General features: G+C 40.5%; 29 protein-coding genes. 28 read left to right on the forward strand and 1 reads right to left on the reverse strand.

What is annotated here, in order from left to right:
- The first annotated feature begins 64 nt into the window (after window positions 1-64).
- The 26 genes from spoIVA to AC6CIB_RS00235 all read left to right on the forward strand — a co-directional run bounded on the left by spoIVA (window position 65) and on the right by AC6CIB_RS00235 (window position 23570).
- Window positions 65-1543 carry a stage IV sporulation protein A gene (spoIVA, locus tag AC6CIB_RS00110; protein WP_498277250.1) on the forward strand — a complete coding sequence of 493 codons (1479 nt, stop codon included), beginning with the start codon at window positions 65-67 and terminating at the stop codon, window positions 1541-1543.
- A 635-nt stretch (window positions 1544-2178) separates the two neighbouring features.
- Window positions 2179-2451 (forward strand): non-specific DNA-binding protein Hbs, encoded by a 273-nt coding sequence (gene hbs, locus AC6CIB_RS00115; protein WP_034758336.1) that lies wholly within the window; start codon window positions 2179-2181, stop codon window positions 2449-2451.
- 228 nt (window positions 2452-2679) lie between these two features.
- A complete protein-coding gene (gene folE, locus AC6CIB_RS00120) occupies window positions 2680-3246 on the forward strand; it encodes a GTP cyclohydrolase I FolE (RefSeq protein WP_498277252.1) in 567 nt (188 codons plus the stop codon).
- Between the two features lie 13 nt (window positions 3247-3259).
- Window positions 3260-3481 (forward strand): trp RNA-binding attenuation protein MtrB, encoded by a 222-nt coding sequence (gene mtrB / locus AC6CIB_RS00125; protein ID WP_034758340.1) that lies wholly within the window; start codon window positions 3260-3262, stop codon window positions 3479-3481.
- A 196-nt stretch (window positions 3482-3677) separates the two neighbouring features.
- Window positions 3678-4511 (forward strand): heptaprenyl diphosphate synthase component 1, encoded by an 834-nt coding sequence (locus tag AC6CIB_RS00130; RefSeq protein WP_498277253.1) that lies wholly within the window; start codon window positions 3678-3680, stop codon window positions 4509-4511.
- Window positions 4512-4517: 6 nt separating this feature from the next.
- Window positions 4518-5219: a demethylmenaquinone methyltransferase gene (locus AC6CIB_RS00135; protein WP_498277255.1), complete on the forward strand. Its 702-nt coding sequence runs from the start codon at window positions 4518-4520 to the stop codon at window positions 5217-5219.
- Between the two features lie 27 nt (window positions 5220-5246).
- Complete coding sequence (hepT, locus tag AC6CIB_RS00140) at window positions 5247-6209, forward strand: heptaprenyl diphosphate synthase component II (RefSeq protein ID WP_498277256.1); 963 nt, start codon at window positions 5247-5249, stop codon at window positions 6207-6209.
- 102 nt (window positions 6210-6311) lie between these two features.
- On the forward strand, window positions 6312-6758 hold the full coding sequence (gene ndk / locus AC6CIB_RS00145; protein WP_498277257.1) for a nucleoside-diphosphate kinase: 447 nt from the start codon (window positions 6312-6314) through the stop codon (window positions 6756-6758).
- Between the two features lie 147 nt (window positions 6759-6905).
- Window positions 6906-7679, forward strand: a complete 774-nt coding sequence (locus AC6CIB_RS00150; RefSeq protein WP_498277258.1) for a CheR family methyltransferase — start codon at window positions 6906-6908, stop codon at window positions 7677-7679.
- A 214-nt stretch (window positions 7680-7893) separates the two neighbouring features.
- Entirely contained in the window at window positions 7894-9066 is a 1173-nt protein-coding gene (gene aroC, locus AC6CIB_RS00155; RefSeq protein WP_498277259.1) for a chorismate synthase, read from the forward strand.
- A gap of 3 nt (window positions 9067-9069) precedes the next feature.
- Window positions 9070-10152 (forward strand): 3-dehydroquinate synthase, encoded by a 1083-nt coding sequence (aroB, locus tag AC6CIB_RS00160; protein WP_498277260.1) that lies wholly within the window; start codon window positions 9070-9072, stop codon window positions 10150-10152.
- A gap of 74 nt (window positions 10153-10226) precedes the next feature.
- Window positions 10227-10586, forward strand: coding sequence for a chorismate mutase (gene aroH / locus AC6CIB_RS00165; RefSeq protein ID WP_498277261.1), 360 nt, complete (start codon window positions 10227-10229; stop codon window positions 10584-10586).
- 63 nt (window positions 10587-10649) lie between these two features.
- Entirely contained in the window at window positions 10650-11003 is a 354-nt protein-coding gene (locus AC6CIB_RS00170) for a hypothetical protein (protein WP_498277262.1), read from the forward strand.
- A gap of 61 nt (window positions 11004-11064) precedes the next feature.
- Complete coding sequence (gene hisC, locus AC6CIB_RS00175) at window positions 11065-12165, forward strand: histidinol-phosphate transaminase (protein WP_498277263.1); 1101 nt, start codon at window positions 11065-11067, stop codon at window positions 12163-12165.
- Between the two features lie 77 nt (window positions 12166-12242).
- The gene (locus tag AC6CIB_RS00180) at window positions 12243-13346 is read left to right on the forward strand and encodes a prephenate dehydrogenase (protein WP_498277264.1); all 1104 of its coding nucleotides are present in this window, start codon (window positions 12243-12245) and stop codon (window positions 13344-13346) included.
- 12 nt (window positions 13347-13358) lie between these two features.
- Window positions 13359-14651, forward strand: coding sequence for a 3-phosphoshikimate 1-carboxyvinyltransferase (aroA, locus tag AC6CIB_RS00185; RefSeq protein ID WP_498277265.1), 1293 nt, complete (start codon window positions 13359-13361; stop codon window positions 14649-14651).
- Between the two features lie 258 nt (window positions 14652-14909).
- Window positions 14910-15680: a hypothetical protein gene (locus AC6CIB_RS00190; RefSeq protein WP_498277266.1), complete on the forward strand. Its 771-nt coding sequence runs from the start codon at window positions 14910-14912 to the stop codon at window positions 15678-15680.
- Between the two features lie 34 nt (window positions 15681-15714).
- Window positions 15715-16974, forward strand: coding sequence for a tetratricopeptide repeat protein (locus AC6CIB_RS00195; protein ID WP_498277268.1), 1260 nt, complete (start codon window positions 15715-15717; stop codon window positions 16972-16974).
- Window positions 16975-17111: 137 nt separating this feature from the next.
- Complete coding sequence (locus AC6CIB_RS00200; protein WP_149156921.1) at window positions 17112-17651, forward strand: ReoY family proteolytic degradation factor; 540 nt, start codon at window positions 17112-17114, stop codon at window positions 17649-17651.
- Window positions 17652-18689: 1038 nt separating this feature from the next.
- A complete protein-coding gene (locus AC6CIB_RS00205; RefSeq protein ID WP_498277269.1) occupies window positions 18690-19154 on the forward strand; it encodes a YpiF family protein in 465 nt (154 codons plus the stop codon).
- A 140-nt stretch (window positions 19155-19294) separates the two neighbouring features.
- The gene (locus tag AC6CIB_RS00210; protein ID WP_044336348.1) at window positions 19295-19804 is read left to right on the forward strand and encodes a QcrA and Rieske domain-containing protein; all 510 of its coding nucleotides are present in this window, start codon (window positions 19295-19297) and stop codon (window positions 19802-19804) included.
- Between the two features lie 13 nt (window positions 19805-19817).
- A complete protein-coding gene (gene qcrB, locus AC6CIB_RS00215) occupies window positions 19818-20492 on the forward strand; it encodes a menaquinol-cytochrome c reductase cytochrome b subunit (RefSeq protein ID WP_044336350.1) in 675 nt (224 codons plus the stop codon).
- 49 nt (window positions 20493-20541) lie between these two features.
- Window positions 20542-21312: a menaquinol-cytochrome c reductase cytochrome b/c subunit gene (locus AC6CIB_RS00220; protein ID WP_113970697.1), complete on the forward strand. Its 771-nt coding sequence runs from the start codon at window positions 20542-20544 to the stop codon at window positions 21310-21312.
- A 63-nt stretch (window positions 21313-21375) separates the two neighbouring features.
- Window positions 21376-21972 (forward strand): lipoprotein heptaprenylglyceryl N-acetyltransferase LhaT, encoded by a 597-nt coding sequence (gene lhaT / locus AC6CIB_RS00225; RefSeq protein ID WP_498277271.1) that lies wholly within the window; start codon window positions 21376-21378, stop codon window positions 21970-21972.
- 66 nt (window positions 21973-22038) lie between these two features.
- Window positions 22039-22830, forward strand: coding sequence for a sporulation protein YpjB (ypjB, locus tag AC6CIB_RS00230; protein WP_498277273.1), 792 nt, complete (start codon window positions 22039-22041; stop codon window positions 22828-22830).
- Window positions 22831-22889: 59 nt separating this feature from the next.
- A complete protein-coding gene (locus AC6CIB_RS00235) occupies window positions 22890-23570 on the forward strand; it encodes a zinc metallopeptidase (protein WP_113970695.1) in 681 nt (226 codons plus the stop codon).
- Between the two features lie 80 nt (window positions 23571-23650).
- Here the strand turns inward: AC6CIB_RS00235 and AC6CIB_RS00240 are convergent, their stop codons facing one another.
- Complete coding sequence (locus AC6CIB_RS00240; RefSeq protein ID WP_498277274.1) at window positions 23651-24520, reverse strand: YitT family protein; 870 nt, start codon at window positions 24518-24520, stop codon at window positions 23651-23653.
- A 101-nt stretch (window positions 24521-24621) separates the two neighbouring features.
- Between AC6CIB_RS00240 and AC6CIB_RS00245 the strand changes: the two genes are divergently transcribed.
- Together AC6CIB_RS00245 and dapB are read left to right on the forward strand one after the other, a co-directional pair.
- A complete protein-coding gene (locus AC6CIB_RS00245; RefSeq protein WP_498277276.1) occupies window positions 24622-25035 on the forward strand; it encodes a nucleotide pyrophosphohydrolase in 414 nt (137 codons plus the stop codon).
- Entirely contained in the window at window positions 25022-25792 is a 771-nt protein-coding gene (dapB, locus tag AC6CIB_RS00250; protein WP_498277278.1) for a 4-hydroxy-tetrahydrodipicolinate reductase, read from the forward strand. The genes AC6CIB_RS00245 and dapB overlap by 14 nt, the downstream gene beginning before the upstream one ends.
- The last annotated feature ends 4 nt before the right edge of the window (window positions 25793-25796 follow it).

The following is a 25796-nucleotide window of genomic DNA, read 5'->3' on the forward strand; positions in this document are numbered from 1 at the left end:
TATAGAATGTGAGACAGAATACACGGATGAAACATCCCTGGAATATAAGATGGGAGGGAATCTCTTGGAAAGAGTCGATCTATTTAAGGACATTGCCGAAAGAACAGGCGGAGATATCTATTTAGGTGTGGTAGGAGCAGTTAGAACAGGAAAATCAACATTCATCAAGAAGTTCATGGAACTTGTGGTCCTTCCTAACATAGCCAGTGAATCGGAACGTGCAAGAGCGCAGGATGAATTACCCCAAAGTGCAGCAGGCAAGACCATCATGACGACAGAACCGAAGTTTGTTCCTAATCAAGCCATTTCCGTTCACGTGGATGAAGGGCTGGAAGTGAATGTGAGATTGGTAGATTGTGTGGGATATACGGTCCCGGGTGCTAAAGGATACGAGGATGAAAATGGACCTAGAATGATCAATACCCCATGGTATGAAGAGCCTATTCCATTCCATGAAGCGGCCGAGATCGGTACGCGTAAAGTCATCCAGGAACATTCCACGATTGGAGTTGTGGTGACAACCGACGGTTCCATCGGGGAAATTGGTAGAGGCGATTACATCCAAGCGGAAGAGAGAGTCATTGAGGAACTGAAAGAAGTAGGTAAACCATTTATCATGGTCGTCAACTCGGCGAGACCTCATGCTCCTGAGACAGAAGACCTAAGAGTGAAACTTCAAGATAAGTATGACATTCCAGTTCTCGCCATGAGTGTGGAGAGCATGAGAGACTCAGACGTCCTCAACGTGTTAAGAGAAGCACTATTTGAATTCCCGGTACTTGAAGTGAATGTGAATCTTCCAAGCTGGGTAATGGTTCTGAAAGAAGAGCACTGGCTAAGACAGAACTATCAGGAAGCCGTGAAAGAAACCGTTAAGGATATTAAACGACTGCGGGATGTGGATCGTGTTGTTCATTACTTCAGTGAATTTGATCATATCGAACGGGCAGGACTTGCCGGCATTGATATGGGGCAAGGGATTGCAGAAATTGACCTGTACGCCCCTGACGAACTGTACGATGAAGTACTGAAGGAGATTGTAGGGGTGGAAATTCGCGGGAAAGATCATCTCCTGGAATTAATGCAGGACTTCGCTCATGCAAAAGCGGAATACGACCAGGTTTCAGATGCATTGAGAATGGTGAAGCAGACGGGGTATGGCATCGCAGCTCCTTCGTTAAATGATATGAGTCTGGATGAACCGGAAATCATCAGACAGGGTTCCAGATTCGGAGTCAGCTTGAAAGCAGTAGCACCATCCATCCACATGATCAAAGTGGATGTACAGTCCAAGTTCGAACCGATTATCGGTACAGAAAAACAGAGCGAAGAACTGGTGCGCTATTTAATGCAGGATTTCGAAGATGACCCGCTTTCCATCTGGAATTCCGATATCTTCGGCAGAAGCTTAAGTTCCATTGTAAGAGAGGGAATCCAAGCAAAACTTTCCTTAATGCCTGAGAATGCAAGATATAAACTCAAAGATACGTTGGAAAGAATCATAAACGAGGGATCAGGTGGATTGATCGCCATCATATTATAAATGTCTTATGACCTTCTTAGGGGGGTCTTTTTTTATTTTGCTTCTTTGAAATCTTTCATTTTCATCTTATAGCTCTGATTTTTTTTTTTTATGAAATCCCGATTTTTAATTGCTGATTTTCACCTTGTGTATTTATAAATTTAAAGCTGGGACGAAATAGGTGTAAAAACGCAAGGGGAGGCTCTTAAACCTTGATGTATATAGGTTTATACAATGAAATTTCAGGGTGATGCAACCTGTTGGGTATTCATCCTAGATGAAAATAGGGGAGTCGATGTTTAAGGGATTACAAGGTTGGGAAGTAAGATAGAGTACCCAAAGAGGAGAGGGTATTAGTTGCAGTCATCGAAAAGAAGTGATAGGTTGAATAGACGGCAAGAATAAAGGGTTTTGAGGGGATTCTATTACATTTGTGTATCAAATAAGAAAAGATTCCCATTATTTCTTGATTTGTTCTTGCTAAGGTTAATCTATTGTGATAATCTTTTAACAGAATTGTTGTTGAATATTGATTCAGCAACGTTTTCAAGCGTTTTTTCTACACTTTATGTATAGAATTCGCTAAACTTGTTTACTAATGATATTAAAGTAAATGAATCATGACTGAGACATTTCCTTGGGAGGAGGTGAATGGCATGAACAAGACAGAACTAATCAATGCTGTTGCAGAAGCTGCTGAGCTATCTAAGAAGGACGCTACAAAAGCGGTTGACGCTGTTTTCGATACAATTCAAAACTCACTTGCAAACGGTGATAAAGTACAATTAATCGGATTCGGTAACTTCGAAGTACGTGAGCGTGCAGCCCGTAAAGGTCGCAACCCACAAACAGGTGAAGAGATCGAAATCTCAGCTAGCAAAGTACCTGCTTTCAAACCAGGTAAAGCGCTTAAAGAAGCTGTAAAATAATTACATACTTTGAGCGTAAAGAAAAGGTCGCATATTTATGCGGCCTTTTTTGCTATTCATTTATAGTATGGTTATTTCTCCTTAAAATATGTACGAAGTTTTATTCCATAAAAGGAAGTTTTATATTATTATAAAACTTCTAAAGCACTAGTCTTTGATGACATTATAGGCTTGTGCTAATATTAACAATGTTACTATTTCTTTAAGTTATTTTAGGAGGACAACATAATGGCACAAGTCAATCATGGCCAATTAGAAGAAGCAGTTCGATTAATATTAGAAGCTATTGGAGAGAATCCTAATAGAGAAGGTTTATTAGATACACCAAAACGTGTCGCGAAGATGTATGCAGAAGTATTTTCGGGAATCGGTCACGATCCGAAAGAATACTTTGAAACAATATTCAGTGAAGAGCATGAAGAACTGGTGCTTGTGAAGGATATTCCTTTTTATTCAATGTGTGAACACCACTTGGTACCTTTCTACGGAAAAGCTCATGTAGCATATATTCCCAGAAACGGAAGAGTGGCTGGACTTAGTAAACTGGCAAGGGCCGTTGAATCTGTTGCTAAACGACCTCAGCTACAAGAAAGAATCACTTCGACAGTGGCTGATACGATCATGGAAACCCTTGAGCCTTATGGTGCAATGGTAGTGGTTGAAGCTGAGCATATGTGCATGACAATGAGAGGTGTAAAGAAGCCTGGTTCAAGTACAGTGACAACTGCGGTAAGGGGCTCGTTTAAAGAAGACTCTCAAGCACGAAGCGAAGTTCTTTCTTTTATAAAGAATTAGGAGTGAGCCAAGGATGAATTCAAATGATTATATTGTGATTAAGGCGATTGAAGATGGTGTGAACGTGATCGGGCTGACAAGAGGGACAGATACCCGATTTCATCATTCAGAAAAGCTTGATAAGGGTGAAGTCATGATTGCTCAGTTTACAGACCATACCTCTGCGATTAAAGTTAGAGGAAAAGCAACAATCGTTACAAGCTACGGTGAAGTCGAAAGTGATAACAAGAAATAATACTCTGAGCATTTACGTTCCAGAGAAGATACAGGTGGGACTGACTATGAAGAGTTGAACTTCGTAGTCGTCCCCTTTGTTATACTCAGCTAAATATGGGGGTAAGACTGATTCCCTATTGTTGAGGATTTTATGGTATAATATCTATTGCTGAAATTTTTAGACCGATACATAGTAGAAATGGGGATTAAAGGGTATGAAATTCATTGATTGTAACCATCAAGCGAATATCATTCATCAATACATAGAAGAGCAGTTGCATCACTCTTACTTGAAGGAATATATCGATCAGCCTTACATTGATCGGGATCGGATTTATTTCCTGCTCCTTCCTTTTGTGAATGAGGGACGGACCTTGAATAAAGAAGTTGTACAGTGGATTTCGACTGCCATGTTATTACAGATAGCCCTTGATACCCATGAAAAGGTTACAATCTCTGAGATTGATCCATTGAAAGAGAGGCAGCTTACGGTACTTGCAGGAGTATACTTCAGCAGCCTTTACTATAAAATCCTTGCCGACACAGATGATGTGGACCTTATCGCAGTATTAGCCAAGGCGATTAAAGAAATCAACGAAAGCAAAATTTCCATTTATAAAGAGGAACATCAAAACCTTGATGGGCTAATGTCAAGCTTGAAGACAAGAGAATCAGCGATCGTTTCAAAATTCTTTCGTTTTTTTGAAGATGACAAATGGATCCGGATTGTTGAGCAAGCCCTTTTATACAAGAAGCTTGTTCAAGAGAGAATCTGTATAGAGCAATCACAGAATACGAGCTTTATCAAAGCGTTGTCGACTTTAACGTTCGAATCAGCTAGTGAAACACCATCTTTAAAGCTAACGAAAGAAGAGTCCAGACATTTACTTTCAAGAGTGGATAAATTAATTTCCTCAACGAAGAAAACCATTCAAACTCAGTTAGAGAACATAGAACCGGTAACACCGTATTTTAAAAAGCTGATTGTAGAGCTATTACCTTATGCTGAGCCTGAACCTATGACCAAACTATATGCGGAAGAAGGGTAAATCGAAATGCAGCAGTCCAAAGAACAAAAAGTCCACGGAGTATTTGAAAAAATATACTCGAATTATGATAAGATGAATTCGGTAATCAGTTTCCAACAGCATAAAAAGTGGAGAAGAGATACCATGAAACATATGGATGTGAAGCCAGGCTCAAAGGCGCTGGACGTTTGCTGTGGAACTGCGGATTGGACGTTAGCGATAGGAGAAAAAGTCGGAGAAACAGGCAAGGCAGTGGGGCTGGATTTCAGCCAAAATATGCTGTCTATTGGTGAAGAGAAAGTAAAAAAATCCCACTTGAACAATATTGAGCTGATCCATGGAAATGCAATGGAGCTGCCTTTTGAAGATAATACCTTTGATTATGTCACGATTGGCTTTGGCTTACGGAATGTTCCTGACTACCTCCACGTCTTAAAAGAAATGAATCGTGTGGTAAAACCTGGAGGGATGGCTGTTTGCCTTGAAACCTCCCAACCAACCATGCTCGGATTCAAACAGCTATATTACGCATACTTTCGTTTCGTGATGCCTCTGTTCGGAAAGATCTTTGCCAAGAGCTTTAATGAATATTCATGGCTTCAGGAATCGGCTAGAGATTTCCCAGGGATGAAGGAGCTTGCGAAGATGTTTGAAGAAGCCGGCTTTAAAGATATCCATGTGAAACCATATAGTGGCGGAGTGGCTGCCATGCATTCAGGCAGAAAGTAAGAAATTCGTAAATTAGGTGGAAAAACTATGAAGCTAAACAGGATGTATTCGTTTTTAAAAACGGATATTGATGAAATTGAAAAGGAATTGGAAGTTGCGATTGAGTCAGAATCACAACTTTTACAAGAGGCGTCCCTTCACCTTCTACAAGCAGGTGGTAAAAGAATCCGACCTGTTTTTGTCTTGCTGTCTGCAAAATTCGGACAATATGATATAAACATTGTGAAAAATGTAGCAGTGGCTTTGGAGTTAATTCATATGGCATCCCTTGTACACGATGACGTAATCGATGATGCAGAGTTAAGAAGAGGAAAGCCAACGATAAAAGCTCAATGGGACAATCGTATTGCCATGTATACCGGAGATTACATCTTTGCACGAGCTCTCGAGTATATGACGAATATTAAAGCGCCTGAAGCACATCAAATACTTTCTCACACCATTGTTGAAGTATGTAAGGGTGAAATCGCTCAAATAAAAGATAAATATCGATTTGATCAAAATCTGAGGGATTACCTTCTTAGAATCAAGCGGAAAACGGCTCTGCTTATTGCTGTAAGCTGCCAGATAGGTGCCATTTCTTCCGGGGCTCCTGAAGAAATCCATCGACGCTTATACCGATTTGGTTATAATGTGGGGATGAGCTTTCAAATTACAGATGATATATTAGATCTTACAGCAAGTGAGGAAGAACTGGGTAAGCCTGCCGGCAGTGACTTGTGGCAAGGTAATATCACCCTTCCGATTTTATATGCGATGGAAAACCCTGAACTTAAAACGAAGATTGAAAGAGTGACTGAATATACTTCTCCTGAAGAGATGAGAGAAATCATTGCCGCCATCTTAGCTACGGATGCCATAGATCGATCCTATCAGCTTAGTAGAATGTACTTAGACAGAGCATTGGAAGAACTGGATCATCTCCCATACAACCGCGTGAAGAAAACATTGAAGAATATCGCAAACTTTATTGGCAAGAGAAAATATTAAGAAAATTTAAAATGGAAACGTTGCCAAAAACCCCAATCAGTGTTACTATTTTCGTGGGATGTCCTTAGGACTTCTATACATACATATTTAGGAGTGGGGAAGATGGAAAAGACATTTTTAATGGTAAAACCGGACGGCGTACAAAGAGGATTAATCGGTGATGTCGTATCACGTTTTGAAAAAAAAGGCTTTCAATTAGTAGGGGCAAAGCTAATGAGCATTTCAAATGAGCTTGCTGAAGAGCATTACGGTGAGCACAAGGAAAGACCATTCTTTGGAGAACTTGTTGACTTTATCACTTCTGGACCTGTATTTGCAATGGTTTGGCAAGGTGAAAACGTCATCACGACTGCTCGTGGAATGATGGGAGCAACAAACCCTAAGGATGCTGCTCTTGGAACAATCCGCGGTGATTTCGGCTTAACAGTCGGAAAGAATATCATCCACGGATCTGACTCTGCTGAAAGCGCTGTTAGAGAAATCGGCTTATTCTTCAAAGAGGAAGAACTGGTAGAGTATTCTAAATTAATGAACGAGTGGGTTTATTAATACCAGTTAAACAAATAAGATTTTTAGGGCAAGTCGTGATAAGGCGACTTGCCTTTTCTTATAGAATCAGGTTTAACTTTTCTGTATAGCGTTCGATATAATACATATAGTCTTATACCTTTAATGTAGCAAAGTGAGTGGGTCCTTATGTCAAATGATTATCTTGAATTTATTCAGGGGATAAAAAGAAAAACGGGTATTGATCTTTCCCTTTACAAAGAAGCCCAAATGAAACGGAGATTAACGGCCCTGTATGAAAAAAAGGACTGCTGTAGTTTTCAAGAGTTCTTCAGTAAGCTGAACCGTAACAGCGAAGAAATGGAAGAGTTTCTCGATCGAATGACGATCAATGTTTCAGAGTTTTATCGAAACTACAAACGGTGGGAAGTACTCGAGACTAAAATCCTTCCCAGACTTCTACAGGAAAACAAATCACTTAAAGTTTGGAGTGCAGCTTGTTCTACGGGGGAAGAGCCGTACACGATCGCCATGATGCTGTCCAAACACATGAGTCTTTCAGGACGGACCATCACCGCGACTGATATCGATAAAAATGCCATTCAACGTGCAAGGAACGGTCTTTACCCTGAACGATCGTTGAATGAAGTTCCCTCCGTAATGAAAGCCCGATATTTCTCTCAGGAAGGCTCCTTGTTCAAATTGAATGAAGAAATCAGGAGAAACGTGACTTTCAAGCAGCATAACCTGCTCTCAGACCCATTTGAGGGGAACTACGACTTGATTGTTTGCAGAAATGTGTTAATTTATTTCACGGAGGAAGCGAAAAACCTATTATATAAAAAATTCAATGCATCACTGAGACCCGGCGGTGTGCTCTTTGTCGGGAGTACCGAACAAATCTTCAACCCATCCCAATACGGGTTCGAAACAGAAGACACATTCTTCTATAAAAAAATCTAAAATCTACGATGTCGATCTTACATATACTGGACAATTGTATGCTTACTTTTGGGTAACGATACAGTTTAAAAGTCCAAATATGTTGGGTTACATCGTTTTTTCTCTATGTAAGAGAGATTTTTAGAAAATTTTTTAAACTTAAGGGCTAGGAAATGATCTGAATTCTATGTTATATTGGTACATAATTCTTTAACGAGTTGAAGGGGGAAAGTGAATGAGATACTTAACATCTGGAGAATCACATGGACCACAATTAACGACCATCATTGAAGGGCTGCCAGCAGGAATGCCTTTAGAAGCAGAGGATATCAATGATAACCTGGCAAGAAGGCAAAAAGGCTATGGCCGGGGCCGAAGGATGCAAATTGAGAAAGATCGGGCATCCATCGTTGGAGGAGTGAGACATGGATATACTCTGGGTTCTCCTCTAGGACTGATTGTGGAGAATAGAGACTGGACTCACTGGACGAAAGTGATGGGCATCGAACCTCTAGAGCCCGGAGAAGAGGAAGAGGTAAAGAGAAAGATTTCAAGACCAAGACCAGGACATGCAGACCTTGTCGGTGGTATGAAATATGGACATAGGGACCTGAGGAATGTATTGGAAAGGTCATCAGCTAGAGAAACCACTGTAAGAGTGGCTGCAGGTGCCGTTGCTAAAAAGTTACTGAAGCTATTAGGTATCGAGGTTGTCGGTCATGTTCTTGAAATTGGTGGAATTAAAGCAGAGAAACTTCACTATGATTCTATAAATGATCTAAGAGATATAACAGAAGATTCTCCGGTCCGTTGCCTGGATAAAGATGCTGCACAGAAAATGATGGACTTAATAGATGAATCGAAAAAAAATGGAGACTCCATTGGTGGTGTGGTAGAAGTCATCGTTGAAGGGATGCCTTCAGGAGTCGGGAGCTATGTCCATTATGACCGTAAGCTTGATGCGAAGATTGCCATGGCCGTCATGAGTATTAATGCATTCAAAGGGGTCGAATTCGGCTTAGGATTTGAAATGGCGCGAAAACCGGGTAGTGAAGTACACGATGAAATAGCCTGGAGTGAAGAACAGGGGTACTACCGTAAAACGAATCGATTAGGCGGCTTTGAAGGCGGTATGACGACAGGAATGCCCATTCGGGTTAAAGGTGTCATGAAGCCTATTCCAACGCTGTATAAACCATTACAAAGCGTGGATATCGAAACAAAGGAACCATTTAAAGCAAGTATCGAGAGATCCGATAGTTGTGCAGTACCGGCTGCAAGCGTTGTGGCAGAGGCCGTAGTGGCGTGGGAACTTGCTTGTGCTATCGTGGAACAATTTCATAGTGATCAATTCGATAAGCTTCATGAAGATATCAATAGACAACGTCAAGATTCCAAGGAGTATTAATGAATGAAACAGATAACCATTCAAACTGCTTCCAAAACGTATGATGTGAAAATTGGAGTGGAAATGACGAATGAAATTGTTTCTTTTATAAAAAAGGCCTTTCCTCAAGCATCTAAGTTGTGGATCATTGCGGATAAAGAAGTCTTTAATCTTCATGGAACAGCTTTTTCAGAGATTTTAAGTCGAACATATGATGTAACGACTTATCTGGCTTCTACAGGAGAACACGCCAAAAGCTTCGCTATTTATGAAGATGCCATCACCCACGGTCTATCAAATCATGTCGATCGCGGAGCCCTGGTGATTGCATTCGGAGGTGGAGCCATCGGAGATCTGGCTGGTTTCGTCGCTTCCACCTATATGAGGGGGATCCCCTTCATTGGGGTCCCGACAACGATACTCGCTCATGATAGTGCTGTTGGCGGGAAGGTAGCGATTAACCATCCTCTTGGCAAAAACATGGTAGGGCAATTTTATCAGCCTGAAGGTGTGTTCTTTGATTTAAATTATTTTACAACTTTACCTAGAACTGAAGTGCTATCAGGATTTTCAGAAGTAATCAAGCATGCTTTTTTATCCGATCGATCCTTTTTACAAGAATTAATGCATTCATTCCTTTCTCCAGAAAAAATGGATAAGGAATTTTTAACGGATTGCCTAATGAAAGGGATTCGTGTAAAAGGGGATATTGTTTCAAAGGACGAAAGAGAGTCGAATATACGAGCTTTTTTAAACTTTGGACATACGTATGGGCACGCTGTTGAAAGTGCCAGCGGATACGGAAATCGCACACATGGTGAATCGGTAATGATCGGGATGATTTTTGCTCTGTATCTTAGTGAACAGTACTGCGGACTTTCATTTAATCTACAAAAATTTATTGAATGGGTCACTACACTTGGCTACAATCTAAACATCCCATCTCATATAACATTTGACACATTATATGAGGGAATGAGACATGATAAGAAATCCCAATATGGAGATCCTGTTTTTGTGTTATTGAAGGATATTGGCGAGCCATTAATGGTGAAGGTATCTGTAGAGGATTTAAGACGGGCAGACGAGTTTATCCGTCAGTTGTAAAACGTACTCTGGTTTTAATATAACCCGCAAGTACAAAGAGAGTGTTTAATAACAGGAAAAAAGGGAGTGGAAGAATGATCAGGGGAGTTCGAGGCGCCACTACAACGGATTGTGATAATGAAAAGGAAGTTCTCCTTTCAACAGAAAGTCTCTTAAGGGAAATGATTTTACATAATAATATTATGGCCGAGGATGTTGCATCTGTATTTATTTCTGCCACCAGTGACATAGGGAGTGTATTTCCGGCAAAAGCGTTAAGAAGGATTGAAGAGTGGAAATATGTTCCTGTCATGTGTATGCAGGAGTTGGATGTCCCTAATGCATTGCCAAATTGTATTAGAGTGATGATTCATTTAAATACATCTATACCTCAGAAAGAGATCCAACATATTTATATGAAAAATGCAGTCAGCTTACGTCCTGATTTAAAATAGCTAGTTATTTAATAAAAGCCCTTTTCTTGAAGATTTTTACTATTTAAGAGGAGAAAGTAGTAGTTGATTTCTGCTACAGGGTGCTCGCTTTCCGCGGGGCGTGCGGTGAGCCTCCTCGGCTTCGCCTGCGGGGTCTCACCTGTCCCGCTTCTCCCGCAGGAAGCACCTGCAACGAGAATCAACTTTTTCAGTATTTTTATTGAATCAAATTACAAACAACAATCATTTAGAGAACAACCTCTTTTAAAGAGAGCTTTGGATCATTGCTCCTGTTACGAAAATTTTGGTTTTCTGTTAAATAGTTTTTTGTCACCTTTAAGCACTGTCAATAAAATTTCTGATAGATGGCGAGCAAGCAGAGCGCTTCCTCTCACCATCAAGGACACACTGGTTGACAGAGCCCCTGGCAGTTCTTAAGTCATAAAACCACGAACTATACGAAAAAAGTCTGATGAAAACGATTGAAAGGAAGGTAAGCATGAAGTGGAAATCTCAGATTCAAAATCTTAAAGCATACCAGCCCGGGAAAACGATGGATGATGTGAAAGAACTATTCAATCTCGAGAAAGTAGTGAAGCTTGCTTCGAATGAAAATCCATTTGGATGTTCAAAGAACGTTGAAAACTTTCTCAAGACAAACGCTGTTTCACATGCGATTTATCCCGACGGCTATGCAAAGGAATTGCGAATGAAGGTGGCTCAACAACTATCTGTGGACCCTGGACAATTACTGTTTGGGAATGGTTCAGATGAAGTGATTGAGATCATATCAAGAGCTTTATTAGACGGTGATAAGAGCACGGTGATGGCTACGCCGACCTTCCCTCAGTATAAGCACAATGCCATTGTAGAAGGAGCGGAAATAAGAGAAGTTCCCCTTGATTCAGCGGGTAGACATCAGTTAACCAAGATGCTTGCTGAAATTGATGAAACGACCTCAGTCGTTTGGCTATGTTCACCAAATAATCCAACAGGGGAATATATTCGCAGTGAAGAGCTCATCTCCTTCCTGGATGCTGTTCCTGCACACGTATTAGTCGTATTGGATGAAGCCTACTATGAATATGTTGTGGCCGGGGATTATTATGATTCTCTGGAAATATTAAAATCATACCCTCAATTATTGATTACGCGTACTTTCTCAAAGGCATACGGATTAGCCGGCTTTCGAGTAGGTTTCGGAATCGCGAGTGAAGAAGTGATAGGAAAATTAGAACCAATCCGAGAACCGTTTAATAATAATGCTATAGGTCAGGGAGCCGCATCCGCAGCCGTTGAAGATCAGACGTTTATTAGAGAATGCAGGGAGCACAATCGCAAAGGACTGGAGCAGTATTACCAATTCTGCGAGGAACACGGTCTGCATTATATTCCATCACAAGCAAACTTCGTGTTAATCGATTTCGGTGTAAGCGGTGATGATGTGTTTCAATACTTAATGAGTAAGGGATTCATTGTTCGGTCCGGAGAGGCCCTGGGGTATCCTCACTCTGTAAGGGTAACGGTCGGCTCTCATGAACAAAATGAAGAGGTTATTGAGAAAATGAAGGAATTTTTAGACCTTCAAAATCAAGTGTAAAAAGGAATGGATGGTCGGAACGGCTTAGAATTTTGAGCCCTTTCCGACTTTTTTCAAAGCAAATGAGGGGGACAATCATGAAAGGGACGGTATTGGTCATTGGGATGGGATTAATTGGAGGCTCCTTAGCACTCTGTATAAAGAGCGAACACCCCGATGCTAAAATCATTGGACATGATATTAATCATAAAGAGTTAAGGTTGGCGAGATCACTGGGAATTATCGATGAAATGTCACTATCTTTACAGTCTGCTGCTGAAAGAGCGGATCTCATCATCATTTCCACACCAGTTTTTCAAACTGAAAGGATTATTGGGCAGTTTCAATCATTCGCTTTAAAAGAAACGGTGATAATTACCGACACGGGCAGCACAAAAGAACAAATTATGAAGTGTTCCGAGGAACTGACTGCTAAAGGAATTCAGTTCATTGGTGGACACCCAATGGCAGGTTCTCATAAAAGCGGTGTTGCAGCAGCTAAAAAAATCTTATTTGAAAATGCCTTCTATATGCTGACTCCAGGTTCTGGTGCTACTGGCAAAAAAGTAGAAGAACTTCAAGAATGGCTGAAAGGAACGCATGCCAAATTTTTGATCGTAGAACCTAGGGAGCACGATGAATTAACCGGTACGATCAGTCATTTTCCACATATTGTAGCGGCTTCTCTTGTTCACCAAGCGAAAGAATCATCTGTACAACACCCTTATTTGCGGAGGCTCGCTGCTGGCGGGTTCCGTGATATCACGCGGATTGCTTCTTCTAACCCGACGATGTGGAAGGATATCACGCTTCAGAATAGAGGGGTTTTGCTTTCACTTCTCAAACAGTGGAAATCAGAGATGGATGAAGTCATCACCATCATTGAAGAAAAGGACTCACAGGGAATCTTTGATTACTTCACTGAAGCGAAAACTTTTCGGGATGATCTTCCCATCCTTGAAAAAGGGGCTATCCCTTCGTTCTATGACTTATTTGTTGATGTTCCTGATTATCCCGGGGTGATTTCTGAAGTTACTGCTTACCTTGCCGGGGAAAACATAAGTTTAACAAACATAAGAATCCTGGAAACGAGAGAAGATATTTACGGAGTATTAGTCATTAGCTTCCAAACACTTGAAGATAGAGAAAGGGCATTAAACTGCTTAAACGAAAATACGGGTTATGAATTATTCTTAGGGTAAAGGGTGATAATGATGGAAGGAAAAAAGAAATTAATAAACCCCAAAAAAGGTCTTAATGGAGAACTGCATGTCCCTGGGGATAAATCTATTTCACACCGGGCTGTTATGTTTGGTTCAGTTGCGGAAGGGAAAACCGTTATACATAATTTTCTTATGGGAGAGGATTGTTTAAGCACTATCGAATGCTTCCGTAAGTTAGGCGTCGATATCCGAGTAACAGATGAGGAAGTGGTTGTTTCAGGTGAAGGCTGGAATCATTTATCAGAACCACAGGACATCCTGGATGTGGGTAATTCAGGTACCACAACTCGTCTTATTATGGGGATATTGGCAGGGAGACCTTTTCATTCAATCCTTATTGGAGATGACTCGATTGCGAAACGCCCAATGAAAAGAGTGACAGAACCATTAAAAAAGTTCGGGACTAAAATAGACGGTCGGTCAGAAGGCAACTATACTCCTTTATCAATCCGGGGGGGGGACCTCAAAGGGATTAAATACACGTTGCCAGTAGCAAGTGCACAGGTGAAGTCTGCTCTCTTGTTGGCAGGGCTCCAGGCCGAAGGTACAACTGAAATTCAAGAACCTGAAAAAACAAGAAACCATACAGAAAAAATGATTATTGAATTTGGTGGCCATATCGAAAGGCATGGAGATACAATCAAGGTAAAAGGCGGTCAGGTGTTGAAAGGAACTGAAGTCTATGTCCCCGGGGATATTTCCTCAGCAGCCTTCTTTATGGTAGCCGCTGCGATTGTGCCGAATAGTAGAGTGCTCCTGAAAAATGTCGGTCTTAATGAAACCCGAGTAGGGATTGTTGAAGTGATGAAGAAGATGGGGGCAACCATAGAAATAATGGAGAGTTCAAAAAGTGGAGAACCGATAGGGGACATCCTGGTGAAATCTTCAGACCTTACGGGAATAGAAATTGGTGGAGACCTGATCCCATCGTTAATAGATGAAATACCTGTTATCGCCTTGTTGGCTTCCCAGGCAAAGGGAAAGACAATAATAAAGGATGCACAAGAGTTAAAGGTTAAGGAAACAAATCGAATCGATGCCATTGTACAAGAGCTTGGAAAGCTTGGTGCTGACATTCAAGGAACTGAGGACGGCATGATCATTGGAGGGAAAACGCCATTACACGGGGGGGAGGTCCATTCCTGGGGAGATCATCGAATTGGAATGACTCTGGCTGTAGCTTCTTTAATAACAAATTCTGACGTCTATCTTGAAGGTGCGGATGCAGTGAACATTTCGTATCCAACTTTCTTTGAGCATATAAACAAGCTGTTAAAGAAATAATGTACATGAATTCCTTTTGGGAGGTGTTCGGACTTTAGTTTAGTCCTTACACCTCTTCTTTTATATGAATGCATAGCATGATTTCATCCCTTCTTTCATAGCTTGTCTATAAAGGAAGGTGATGGCGATTTGAGTACGTATATTATTGAAAATGCGAATTGGGTTAAAGATTCCAAAATCACTCAAACTTCTTTACTCGTTAAAGACGATAAAATATCGGCCATAAGAGACAGGTTTTCTTATTATCGGTACATGAGGATGGATGTTTCATCTTTCATGATGACTCCCGGACATGTAATGTGTGATTTAGAGGTGCCCCAAGGGGCTGATTTTCTTTCAATAAAGAATTATTATCTAAATGAATTTATCCATAAAGGTTGTACTACAGTGCTGACGGCATTTAAGTTAACATACGAATGTGAATTTCTGGCAAAATTGAATGAGCGAAAGACCTCCTTGTTAAACAGTCCGATTGACTACACGATAGGGTTAAAAACACCCGCAAATCTTATTACCCCTACAGTCATTCGGTCATGTAAAAGACATAAAGTTCCCGTTGTCTGGATTGACATTGACGAATTAGAGCCATTCAAGGAAATTCGCTGGGGATGGATCAAAGGGTGTTTATATGATTATCCTATTACTTTTGTCCCTTTTTTTACGACAAACATAGACAAAAAAACAAAAATAAAGCATCTTAAAATATGGCAAAATACGATGGAAAACGAGAAAATTCCTCATCTTTCAAATGAAATCCCGCAAAAAGAACCTATGAGATTAGAAGAACTGAAGAAAATTGGAATATATCCCCTTAGAGGAAATTTTTTGGTGGGTGGAGAAATAAGTTATAACCTCTATTTGAAAATCGAAGGTGAGAAGGGTGCTGAGCCCTTAGCCTTTCAAACTGACCATCATGTGCTAAAATGTACAATGAATAAAGGAAAATGTTATTACTTAAATAATAGAGGCTATTATTATCCTGGTGCTGGTGAAGAACTAGTCATCCAAACACCAGGATACTTTATTTAATGACTATTAGCTTTTTTATAGAAAGGGATTGACCATGTCATACGCTGAACAAATGTTATCTTCATTAGAAGAAGGGAAATTGGACGAAGCAAAGAAACAATATAAGCAAGCATTGAAGTTTGGAAGTCATGAAGAGAAATTCAGTCTGGCTGAAGAATTACACCATTTAGGGTTTCTGGAAGAAGCAAAAGAGTTGTATGAAAATCTGCTGGAATACTACCCTGGAGAGGGAGAACTCCTGATCGAGCTCGCAGAAGTGCTGGTGGAGATGGATAATGAAGAAGAAGCTATTGACAAACTCGCAGAACTGGATGAAGAAGATCCGACATATCCAAGAGCTTTGCTTCTTTTGGCAGATCTTTATCAAATGCAAGGTTTATTTGAAGTAAGTGAACAGAAGCTTTTACAAGCCAAGAAATTATTACCCGATGAGCCTGTCATTGATTTCGGCCTGGGGGAATTATACTCTGAAACAGGCAGGTTCCTGGAAGCGATAAGGCATTATCATGCCCTTATTCAGAGAGGCACGACTGAGCTGGGTGGAACCAATGTTCATCAAAGGTTAGCCGAAGCTTATAGTGTAGGAGGAGCCTTTGAAGAGGCATTGACACATTACGAAAAGGCTCTTGAAGATCACTTGGAAATCAATACACTGTTCGGATATGCCGTTACTGCATATCAGGCTGGATTCTATGAAAAAGCCATTGAAAAGTTTATTTCGGTTAAAGAGCTGGATCCGGAATATCATTCGGTGTATTTATTATTAGCCAGGTCGTATGAACATGAAGAAAAGCTGCAGGAAAGCCTGGAAACCATTCAAGAGGGCGTAAAACAGGATGAATACAACAAGGAGCTGAATTTGTTTGGTGGGAAAGTTTCCTTAAAGCTTGGGTTAGAAAAAGAGGCAGAGGCATTTTTTAGGGAAGCTTTAGCCTTAGATCCAGGTTATGTTGAAGCAGCTTTAGTTATAAATAAATTGTTCTTTACGCAAGATCGATATGACGATGTATTGGAGATCGCCCAGATGCTTACGGTTGAAGGGGAAGAAGAGCCTCAAATCAACTGGGATCTCGCAAAGGCATATGAGGGGCTTGAACAATTTAATCATGCATTAAAACAATACCGTATTGCATATACTTACTTTAAGAATCATCAAGAGTTTTTACTAGAGTACGGACAATTTTTAGTAGAAGAAGGACTCAGAGGTGAAGCAGTAGAAGTATATAAACACCTAATTGAAATGGATCCTTCAAATGACGAGTGGCAGGACTTAATTGAAAGATTACAAGACTAAACGACGTCGGTGGTACAAAGGGATTTGACTGGTGTGTAAACACATGGAAACAACTTAGAGTTGCTAACGTTTTTAACCTGTATGACAAAAGGAAAACGGACTTAAACTAAAAAGGATTCTGCAGAGGAGGGAAAACCATGACCACCCCTGTTTCTGTCAACGAGAAGAAAGAATTTATTCGCTGGTTTTTAAACCGATATCAATTAAAAAGAAGAGAATGTGTGTGGATACTGAATTACCTGATGAGCCATGACCAATTAATGAAAAAAGTTCATTTTGTTGAAGAATCTCAGTACTGTCCAAGAGGTCTTGTGATGTCCACGCATTGTGTTGAGGATGTGCCATTCCGATTCTATAAAGAGAACATCATGACAACTGATGCGGAGAAGTCATTTCACGATATTCGTTTAAATAAGGATGAAGATATTTATATTCAATTGAACTTCAGTAAGGCAAATTCAAGTTATCAATTTGCAGCAGTACTTGAAGAAAACCCGTTTATGCCGAAGTATTTGTTGATTAATGAAAAAGACAGGATAGTTGCAGAACAATTCCTTAAAGACAGTTTGCAAACCTTTCAACGTGATCGTTTACTAAAGGCTATTGATCAGGCTCTTGATACCGGGGATGAAAAATCCTTCAAAAAATTAACGCAAGAATTGAATAGCTTAAGCTAAAATCTCGAATGAAGAGAAAGGTACATCTCTTCATTCGATTTTTTATTGGCTGTTTTCCAAAGGTTTTTTTCGTAAAGTTTGTTGTAGAGAAGATAGTTGTAGTTGATTTACGCTACAGTGCTCTCTTTAGGAAGAGGCTCACCCACTGGCTTTGCATAACTTCCAAAAAAGGTGAATTTGTCATGAGTGGTAGTGTGAAAACAGGGACCGTTCCTTTTCGCTCCAGGCACTTCCTTTCCTCTATTTCCCGCAGGAGTCAAGTGCCTTCCGCTACAATCCACTCTGTGCTTCTATATTCTGACTGCCTAATGACGGATAGAAAACACAAAGGAGCACCAAATTAACTGCATTATGATAGTTCAAAAATCAGTTGTTGTTAGTCAATGTTTATCATTATTACCCACGGAGGATTTAGCTTGTCCTCTTTTCTTTTAATTTAAAAGCTTTCGATTGAACAGTTAGCCAAGGTTTTTGTGCCAGCTCAATTGGATAATTGGGAATCATATCCTGAATTCGACACCGCCATTCTTCAAACGGTATTTTTCAAAGTTAAGTTCTAAATGATCTCAAGCCCTATACCCATTCATTTTCGGGCATTCCTAATATCGGAAGACTCCACATTCGGAGTCGAGCACCTTCCACTTCAATAAAATTTCTAAGCATGCTTTAAAATGGTTTTTGTCCCTTTTAAGCTCTGTCACGATAATTTCTTATAGATGTGAGGGGAACTGCTTAGACTCCTCGGAAGTACGGTCGTGTGTAGACCCCGTTCGGCTAAGCTGAGGAGGCTCGGACGATAGCTAGCTGCAAGCGGAGCAGTTCCCCTCAGCATCCAGCACAAACTAATTGACAGAGCTCAGGCAAATCTTATTATATAAAGCAACAATCTTTGCGAAAAGAGCCTTTTTCTATAGACTCAAATAAATAGGAATAAGGTTTATGGAGCATACTATTGTAAAAAGTGAAATCGCTTTTAAACGAGTGTTATTAAGTGATATGATGGGAGGGGAAAAATGAAAGAAGAAACGAGGGTTTTAAATGAATTGGAACGTAAAAGATATTGAAGTCTTTGAATCTGAAAAAGAATACATAGATACTGCTGTCATTCCGATTGTTCCTGTTGATTTTCAAAAGGATATCAAAGTGTCCGCAGCACAATCGGAATTCATCTCGCTGCTAACCTTTCACCTTGAAAGACAATTTAAGGGTAGAATGATCATGACACCTCCATTTACGTATACTATGTCTACTTCAAGAGAGAATGAGGTTTCAAGATTAACCCAGTGGGCCGGGGAATTAAGTGCCAGCGGAGTGAAACATACGTTCTTTCTTACATCGGACAGCGAGTGGAAAAAGGTAGAGGAAGAATTGAATGACCGCTTGATTTGGGTGCCATCTATACCGCTTGAGCATTTAGATGAACAGTACAAACACTCCATAATGGAAAATCAAGTGAAGCAGCTCTTAAATGTGATTGTACAAAAATGGCAAAAAAATTCATAAAAACTTCACATTGTGTCCATCATTTAGATTAGAGAGTTATTGACCTTGTATAGAGTTTAATATATCATAGTTATGTCCTAGTTTTATATTTGTGCGAAATATGTCCGATGGACTTACCTTACGATAGAGGGGGGAAAAGGATGAGCAAACATCGTGTATCTAGACGTCAATTCCTTAACTATACACTTACGGGTGTAGGCGGTTTCATGGCGGCAGGAATGTTAATGCCGATGGTTCGATTTGCTGTAGATCCAGTATTGAAAACTTCAGCTGCTGGAGAATTTAAAGCGACAAAGCAAAAAGTTTCAGAGTTAACAAATGAACCAGTACGTGTCGATTTCTCTTATGAACAAAAAGATGCGTGGTACACATCAGAAGTAACACAAACTGCATGGGTTTATAAGAACAAAGAGGGGAATGTTGTTGCTCTTTCACCAGTATGTAAGCATCTTGGATGTACAGTTAACTGGGCGGGCGACAAGAGTAACCCAAACAAGTTCTATTGCCCTTGTCATGGTGGTTTGTATGAGAAAAACGGGAAAAATGTTCCTGGTACACCACCGACAGCACCGTTGGATGTATATCCAACAAAAGAAAAAGACGGTATTTTATACCTTGGACAACCTGAACCAAATAAATATGTTAAGTAAGGGGGCGTAATCTGTGCTGAACAAAATCTATGATTGGGTTGACGAGCGTTTGGACATTACGCCTTTGTGGCGCGATATTGCGGATCACGAAGTACCTGAACATGTAAACCCGGCGCATCACTTTTCAGCGTTTGTTTACTGCTTTGGCGGATTAACATTCTTCGTTACCGTAATTCAAATTTTATCTGGAATGTTCCTGACAATGTACTATGTTCCAGATATTAAAAACGCTTGGGAATCTGTGTATTACCTGCAAAATGAAGTTGCATTTGGACAAATTGTCCGTGGAATGCATCACTGGGGAGCTAGTTTGGTTATCGTAATGATGTTCTTACATACACTACGTGTCTTCTTCCAAGGTGCATACAAAAAACCTCGTGAATTGAACTGGGTTGTTGGAGTACTTATTTTCTTCGTAATGTTAGGACTTGGTTTCACTGGTTACTTATTACCGTGGGATATGAAAGCGCTATTCGCTACGAAGGTCGGTATTGAAATCGCTGCTGCTACACCATTTATTGGTGAGCAAGTGAAGATCTTACTCGCAGGAGATTCTTCTATCATTGGTGCACAAACACTAACAAGATTCTTCGCTATCCATGTATTCTTCCTGCCTGCAGCATTGCTTGGACTAATGGGAGCTCACTTCCTGATGATCCGTAAGCAAGGTATTTCAGGACCACTATAAGATACGAACATAAATTAATAAACCTTTAAATTAGAAGGAGGGGGACGCTATGCATCGAGGAAAAGGGATGAAGTTTGTAGGGGACTCACGTGTACCTGCAGACAGAAAGCCGAATATTCCTAAAGATTATTCGGAGTTCCCTGGAAAAACAGAGGCTTTCTGGCCAAACTTCTTACTAAAAGAATGGTTAGTTGGAGCTGTTTTCCTAATCGGTTATCTATGTTTAACGGTTGCTCATCCATCACCGTTAGAGCGTGTTGCCGATCCAACAGATACTGGATATATTCCATTACCTGACTGGTATTTCTTATTCTTATACCAATTACTTAAATACACATATGCATCTGGACCTTATAATGTTATTGGAGCATTCGTTATTCCTGGAATCGCATTCGGAGCGCTTTTACTTGCTCCATTTATCGACGTAGGACCTGAACGTCGCCCAACGAAACGTCCATTTGCAGTAGGATTCATGTTATTGGCACTTGCAGCAACATATTTCTTAACTTGGGAATCAGTTGTGACTCATGATTGGGAAGCAGCGAAGGAACAAGGTAAGATTCAAGCTGAAGTGGATATTGATAAAGAATCTGAAGGGTATAAAATCTATGCAGACCAGAAAAATGGCTGTATTAACTGTCATGGTGAAAATCTGCAAGGTGGAGCAGGACCTTCTTTAGTTGCAACGGGCCTCTCACCTGAAGAAGTAGCGGATATTGCTAAAAACGGTAAACCACCAGGCATGCCTGCAGGTTTATTTAAAGGATCAGACGAAGAGCTGGACAAACTGGCTGAATTCATCTCTGGTTTAAAAGAATAAGTAGAAAAAAAGGGCCGGCTTACGTTGGCTCTTTTTTTCTACTTGAAAGAGAGGATTAAATAAATGCTCTGGATCATGTCCATCTTGAAGAACAAAACGTTTATATGGTTCCTTCTCATTGTGAATCTGTTTGGCACAATATACGGTTATATATGGTATATCCCTCAACTACGAAAAACTCCCTCGCAATTTTTAGTGTTTGTTCCCGACAGCCCGACGGCCAGCCTGTTTTTTTGTTTCGTTCTCATAGCATTTTTAATGAATCGCAATTGGCCATTATTTGAAGTGTTAGCCATTATCACGCTATTTAAATATGGAGTATGGGCCGTGATTATGAATCTGTTAACACTGTGGGTTTCCGGTGATTTACCTTGGGAGGGCTATATGCTTATGGCGTCACACGGAGCAATGGCTATACAAGGGATATTGTATTCTTCCTTTTACCGGGTGAAGATTTGGCACATTATAGTCGGTGCCTTATGGACTGTACATAATGACATTATTGATTACGTATATATGCAGTTTCCCGTTTACTCCAGTTTGTTTAGGTACATACAGCATATTGGATACTTCACTTTCTGGTTAAGTATTGTCTCGATCGCTATCGCTTATTTCTTCACGCAAAAAACGAAACGCTTAGATATTCAACTTATGCCATAGTCTTTTTTTGGTCTACTCTTGTCCACCCTCTCATAAACTTTAATAGTAGTTTTAGGGGGGACAAGTATGAAATTTATCCAATTCTTTATCGCGCTTTTCTTTTTTCTCGTTTTAACACCTCACCCATTAAATGCAGTAGAGTCGACGTCTCCGGTAAACGAGCTTGATGAAGTTGCAGACCAGGCCTTGCAAATGACAAAGGCTGGAAGATATGAAGAAGCGAAACATCTACTGGTTTATTTCTCTGATGAATTTGCGTCTTTGAGTGCCCAAAGGTCTTTTTCAATGGATGAGCTTAGAATTCTCACCATCTCACATAATCTAGCAGTGGAGAGTATCAATCAGACCTCTGCTGACATGGAGCAGAAGGTGAACGCCGTTACAAAGTTCCGCCTTGTAATGGATGCTTTAAGCAGTCAATATCAGCCTTTGTGGGTCGAAATGGAAGACCCGATAATGGAAGCATTTAATGGAGTGAAGTCGGCAGCGGAAAATGGAAATGTAGATGAATACCATACCACATTGAATGTGTTTTTATCGAAATATAATATTATTCAACCAAGTATTAAATTAGATATTCCGGTAGAACGGGCTCAAGCGCTGGACGCAAGAATTTCTTACTTAGATCATTATAGGCAAGACGTGTTGGAAAGCACAGAAACAATGAGCGAATTAACATCTTTGGAAACTGACCTTGAGAAGCTGTTTGAGAATAAACAAGAGGATGAAACAGATCCTTCCCTCTGGTGGGTGATCATTTCAACCGGCAGTATCATTGTCTCTACATTATCTTATGTAGGTTGGAGAAAATATAATGGACAAGGGGAAGCAAAAAAGTCAGAGCGCCAAAAAAATTGACAGAACCTTTATAGCACTATAAAATTTAGGTATCTAAACATCTGGAGGTTATTGCGATAATGGCAGGATTTTTAATTTACTTTTTACTCATTGCTCTCATTCCAATCGGAGCTCAGATGCGAGTAAAGAGTACGTTTAAGAAATATTCAAGAGTAGCCACCACTTCAGGTATGACGGGCAGGGAAATGGCTAGAAGGATTCTGGACGACAATGGATTACACAACGTGAAGGTCGTGGAAGGCAGAGGGTTTTTAAGTGACCACTACAACCCGATTACAAAAACGGTTGCATTGTCACCAGATAACTATCATGGACATTCTGTAGCGGGAGCAGCTGTGGCGGCCCATGAAGTCGGGCATGCGATTCAAGATGCTGAAAGCTATGCATTTCTACGATTCCGTCATGCTTTGGTACCAGTAGCGAACATAGGCTCCAATATGTCCTGGATCTTCTTACTGATCGGGATGTTCACTCAAATGACAGGGATGTTCCTGCTGGGTATCATTCTGATGGCAGCTGGGGTTGTGTTTCAATTGATCACCCTTCCTGTAGAATTCAATGCTTCTTCCCGGGCTATGAACCAAATCGTTTCACTTGGACTGATTCGGAATGAAGAAGAACGACATGCACGTAAAGTATTGAACGCCGCGGCAATGACATATGTAGCTGCTGCTGCAGTTGCGGTTATCGAATTACTTAGACTTGTATTAATCTTTACTGGGATGAATGGTGACGATTGATTCTAAATAAAGAAGAAGCTGGACTCTAGTTTTGAGTCCAGCTTTTTTTGTCTGATGAAGATGCAGGTAGGTTGGACACTTTAGTCATGTAAAGGATTCTTATCTGCGTCTAACGTAAATCCTTCGCCAAGTACGTCATGTACGACGGTGACGGAGACGAATGCGTGAGGATCGACGCTTGTGATAATATTTTTCAGCCGGACGATTTCATTTTTCCCAACCACACAGTAGAGCACTTCACGGTTTTGTTTCGTGAACGAACCATGCCCTCTTAATACGGTAACTCCGCGATCCATTTTTTCATTGATGACACTTGCGATTTCTTCATGGCTGTCGGAAATGATCATAGCTCCTCTGGCTGAGTATGCCCCTTCCTGCATAAAGTCAATGACCCTTGCCGCAACGAATACGGCTACCAATGTATACATGGCTTCCCTGTATTCCAAGTACGCGATGAGAGACGCTCCAATGACGACGGCGTCAAACATAAACATCGTTTTCCCCATGCTCCATCCTATGTACTTATGGGCGAGTCGAGCGATTATATCAACGCCACCTGTCGTACCGCCATATCTGAAAATAATCCCCAGTCCAACCCCGATAAAAACTCCTGCAAATAATGCAGCAAGAAACAGATCGCCTTCCAGGTTAATCGTCATTTGATATCTTTGGAAAATCCATAGAAATACAGAAAGGCTAACGGTCCCGATTACAGTATAATAAAAAGCTTTCTTTCCGAGAAGCTTCCATCCTAAGAAAAATAAGGGTATATTTAAGGCCAGGTTGGAGTAAGACGGATCAATGTCAAATAAAAAATAAAGAATAAGTGTTATTCCGGTAAACCCGCCTTCAGCCAATTTATTTTGGATATTAAAATGGACAAGACCAAATGCAAAGATAGCTGACCCCAACAGGATGAATAATATATTTTTAAAACGTAATCCCAACATGTGTGTTTCCCTCCTTCTATTCGTATTATCTCGTTGACAGAGACATTATATAAGAAGAAAAACAAACTGGCAATGAAGAGTTAATAAATCAAACGTAATATTTGTCAAACGGGAAGGATTTAGCTAACATGATAGGAGATACTGAAGGAGTGTGGCTTCTTATGGATAATAAAAAAACGATGGATCAATTACAAAAAGAAGTAGACCAATACATAAGTCAATTTAAAGAAGGATATTTCAGTCCATTAGCAATGGTTGCGAGGCTCACCGAGGAGCTTGGTGAACTGGCGAGAGAAGTGAATCATTATTATGGAGAAAAACCTAAGAAGAATTCAGAGGAAGAAAAAACGATTGAGGAAGAACTGGGGGATTTATTGTTTGTGGTCATCTGCTTGGCAAACTCCCTGGATATTAGCCTGGAAGAGGCTCACGATCGTGTGATGCATAAATTTAATACAAGAGATAAAGATCGCTGGACAAGAATTGAAAGTAGGGATGAAAATGGAACAAATTAACGTCACCATTGCAGGACCAAGAGGTAGAATGGGGAAAGAAGCGGTTCAGTTAGTAAGGGATACTGAACATTTTACGCTTATTAGTGTGATTGATTACAAGGAAGTAATAGATATAGATGTACCGGTATATGGTGATATTGAAACATGCTTTCAAGATCAAACTCCACATGTGCTAATCGATTTAACAACTCCAGAGGTAGGTTATCACCATACGAAAACCGCCCTTGAATACGGTGTTAGACCAGTTGTGGGAACGACAGGTTTTTCTACAGATGAATTAAATGAACTCAAGACACTGGCAGAATCAAAGTCATTAGGATGTATCATTGCTCCTAATTTTGCAATTGGTGCAGTGCTCATGATGAAATTTTCCCAAATGGCAGCTAAGTATTTTAATGATGTTGAAATCATTGAGTTACATCACGACCAAAAACTGGATGCACCTTCAGGGACTGCTGTGAAAACAGCTGAAATGATAAGGGAAGTGAGAGAATCGAAGCAGCAGGGGCACCCTGATGAAAAAGAAACGCATTCTGGTGCAAGGGGCGCGAATGTTGATGGCATGCATATCCATAGTGTCCGCCTGCCGGGATTAATTGCTCATCAACAGGTGATGTTAGGGGCGGAAGGTCAGACATTAACGATCCGTCATGACTCTTTTAACCGGGGAAGCTTCATGTCAGGAGTGAAAGTTTCCGTTGATACGGTCATGAAGCTGGATACACTTGTGTACGGGTTGGAAAATATTTTAGATTAAAGGG

It is taken from the genome of Rossellomorea sp. GQ25 (assembly GCF_059758515.1).

Excerpts from the sequence above, each read along its gene's own strand:
- hbs (WP_034758336.1), top strand. The coding sequence starts at position 2,179 with ATGAACAAGACAGAACTAATCAATGCTGTTGCAGAAGCTGCTGAGCTA.
- folE (WP_498277252.1), top strand. The coding sequence starts at position 2,680 with ATGGCACAAGTCAATCATGGCCAATTAGAAGAAGCAGTTCGATTAATA.
- mtrB (WP_034758340.1), top strand. The coding sequence starts at position 3,260 with ATGAATTCAAATGATTATATTGTGATTAAGGCGATTGAAGATGGTGTG.
- AC6CIB_RS00130 (WP_498277253.1), top strand. The coding sequence starts at position 3,678 with ATGAAATTCATTGATTGTAACCATCAAGCGAATATCATTCATCAATAC.
- AC6CIB_RS00135 (WP_498277255.1), top strand. The coding sequence starts at position 4,518 with ATGCAGCAGTCCAAAGAACAAAAAGTCCACGGAGTATTTGAAAAAATA.
- hepT (WP_498277256.1), top strand. The coding sequence starts at position 5,247 with ATGAAGCTAAACAGGATGTATTCGTTTTTAAAAACGGATATTGATGAA.
- ndk (WP_498277257.1), top strand. The coding sequence starts at position 6,312 with ATGGAAAAGACATTTTTAATGGTAAAACCGGACGGCGTACAAAGAGGA.
- AC6CIB_RS00150 (WP_498277258.1), top strand. The coding sequence starts at position 6,906 with ATGTCAAATGATTATCTTGAATTTATTCAGGGGATAAAAAGAAAAACG.
- aroC (WP_498277259.1), top strand. The coding sequence starts at position 7,894 with ATGAGATACTTAACATCTGGAGAATCACATGGACCACAATTAACGACC.
- aroB (WP_498277260.1), top strand. The coding sequence starts at position 9,070 with ATGAAACAGATAACCATTCAAACTGCTTCCAAAACGTATGATGTGAAA.
- aroH (WP_498277261.1), top strand. The coding sequence starts at position 10,227 with ATGATCAGGGGAGTTCGAGGCGCCACTACAACGGATTGTGATAATGAA.
- hisC (WP_498277263.1), top strand. The coding sequence starts at position 11,065 with ATGAAGTGGAAATCTCAGATTCAAAATCTTAAAGCATACCAGCCCGGG.
- AC6CIB_RS00180 (WP_498277264.1), top strand. The coding sequence starts at position 12,243 with ATGAAAGGGACGGTATTGGTCATTGGGATGGGATTAATTGGAGGCTCC.
- aroA (WP_498277265.1), top strand. The coding sequence starts at position 13,359 with ATGGAAGGAAAAAAGAAATTAATAAACCCCAAAAAAGGTCTTAATGGA.
- AC6CIB_RS00190 (WP_498277266.1), top strand. The coding sequence starts at position 14,910 with ATGGATGTTTCATCTTTCATGATGACTCCCGGACATGTAATGTGTGAT.
- AC6CIB_RS00195 (WP_498277268.1), top strand. The coding sequence starts at position 15,715 with ATGTCATACGCTGAACAAATGTTATCTTCATTAGAAGAAGGGAAATTG.
- AC6CIB_RS00200 (WP_149156921.1), top strand. The coding sequence starts at position 17,112 with ATGACCACCCCTGTTTCTGTCAACGAGAAGAAAGAATTTATTCGCTGG.
- AC6CIB_RS00205 (WP_498277269.1), top strand. The coding sequence starts at position 18,690 with ATGAATTGGAACGTAAAAGATATTGAAGTCTTTGAATCTGAAAAAGAA.
- AC6CIB_RS00210 (WP_044336348.1), top strand. The coding sequence starts at position 19,295 with ATGAGCAAACATCGTGTATCTAGACGTCAATTCCTTAACTATACACTT.
- AC6CIB_RS00220 (WP_113970697.1), top strand. The coding sequence starts at position 20,542 with ATGCATCGAGGAAAAGGGATGAAGTTTGTAGGGGACTCACGTGTACCT.
- lhaT (WP_498277271.1), top strand. The coding sequence starts at position 21,376 with ATGCTCTGGATCATGTCCATCTTGAAGAACAAAACGTTTATATGGTTC.
- ypjB (WP_498277273.1), top strand. The coding sequence starts at position 22,039 with ATGAAATTTATCCAATTCTTTATCGCGCTTTTCTTTTTTCTCGTTTTA.
- AC6CIB_RS00235 (WP_113970695.1), top strand. The coding sequence starts at position 22,890 with ATGGCAGGATTTTTAATTTACTTTTTACTCATTGCTCTCATTCCAATC.
- AC6CIB_RS00240 (WP_498277274.1), bottom strand. The coding sequence starts at position 24,520 with ATGTTGGGATTACGTTTTAAAAATATATTATTCATCCTGTTGGGGTCA.
- dapB (WP_498277278.1), top strand. The coding sequence starts at position 25,022 with ATGGAACAAATTAACGTCACCATTGCAGGACCAAGAGGTAGAATGGGG.